2 pseudogenes are annotated in these 1083 nt (G+C 65.4%); both read right to left on the bottom strand.

Going from position 1 to position 1083, the window contains the following annotated elements:
• Positions 1-697, bottom strand: a pseudogene (locus ACWDNU_RS46820) (inositol-3-phosphate synthase); the annotation flags it as partial.
• Positions 690-1083 (bottom strand): annotated as a pseudogene (locus tag ACWDNU_RS46815) (hypothetical protein); the annotation flags it as partial. The pseudogenes ACWDNU_RS46820 and ACWDNU_RS46815, both read right to left, overlap by 8 nt.

Here is a 1083-nt window from a genome sequence, read left to right as displayed (position 1 = left end):
TGAAGTCCATGTTGCCGCCGACGTTGAGCTGGTAGGTGCGGTCGAGCACCACGCCGCGGTCCTCGAACAGCTTGGCCATCACGCGGTGGGTGATGGTCGCGCCGACCTGGGACTTGATGTCGTCGCCGACGATCGGGACACCGGCGTCGATGAACTTCTGCGCCCACTCCGGGTCGGAGGCGATGAAGACCGGCAGCGCGTTGACGAAGGCGACGCCCGCGTCGATGGCGCACTGGGCGTAGAACTTGTCGGCCTCTTCCGAGCCGACGGGCAGGTAGGAGACCAGGACGTCGACCTCGGCGTCCTTCAGAGCCTTGACCACGTCGACCGCGGGAGCCTCGGACTCCTCGATGGTCAGCGCGTAGTACTTGCCGATGCCGTCGAGGGTCGGGCCACGCTGGACGTTCACGCCGGTGGGCGGCACATCGGAGATCTTGATCGTGTTGTTCTCGCTGGCGAAGATCGCCTCGGCCAGGTCGAACCCGACCTTCTTGGCGTCGACGTCGAACGCGGCGACGAACTTCACGTCCTTGACGTGATAGGGACCGAACTTGACGTGCATGAGGCCGGGAACGGTGGCGTTCTCGTCGGCATCCTTGTAGTACTGCACGCCCTGCACCAGCGACGATGCGCAGTTGCCCACACCGACGATCGCGACGCGAACCTCGCCGGACCCAACCTTGTTGACATCACTCATGGCCGCTCTTTCCCTCTTTCTGTGGTGCCGCCTTCGTCGATTGCTCCGCCGCAATCAACTCGTTGAGCCAGCGCACTTCGCGCTCGCTTGATTCCAATCCGAGCTGGTGGAGCTGGCGGGTGTAGCGATCCAGCGAGCCGCTGGCCTTCTTGATCGCTTCCCGCAGTCCCTCTCGGCGCTCCTCGACCTGGCGTCGCCTGCCCTCCAGGATCCGCATCCTCGCCTCGGCGGGGGTGCGGCTGAAGAAGGCCAGGTGAACGCCGAAGCCGTCATCGGTGTAGTTCTGCGGACCGGTGTCGGCGAGTCGCCGCGCATCGACGCGCGGATCTGCTCCAGCCGCGAGTGGCCCGCCATCTGGGTGGCCGACTCCTGGACCTCCATCATGC

It is taken from the genome of Amycolatopsis sp. NPDC003676, from assembly GCF_053587275.1.
Note: the sequence above shows the minus strand (reverse complement) of the source record. Positions and strands in the feature narration are given on the sequence as shown.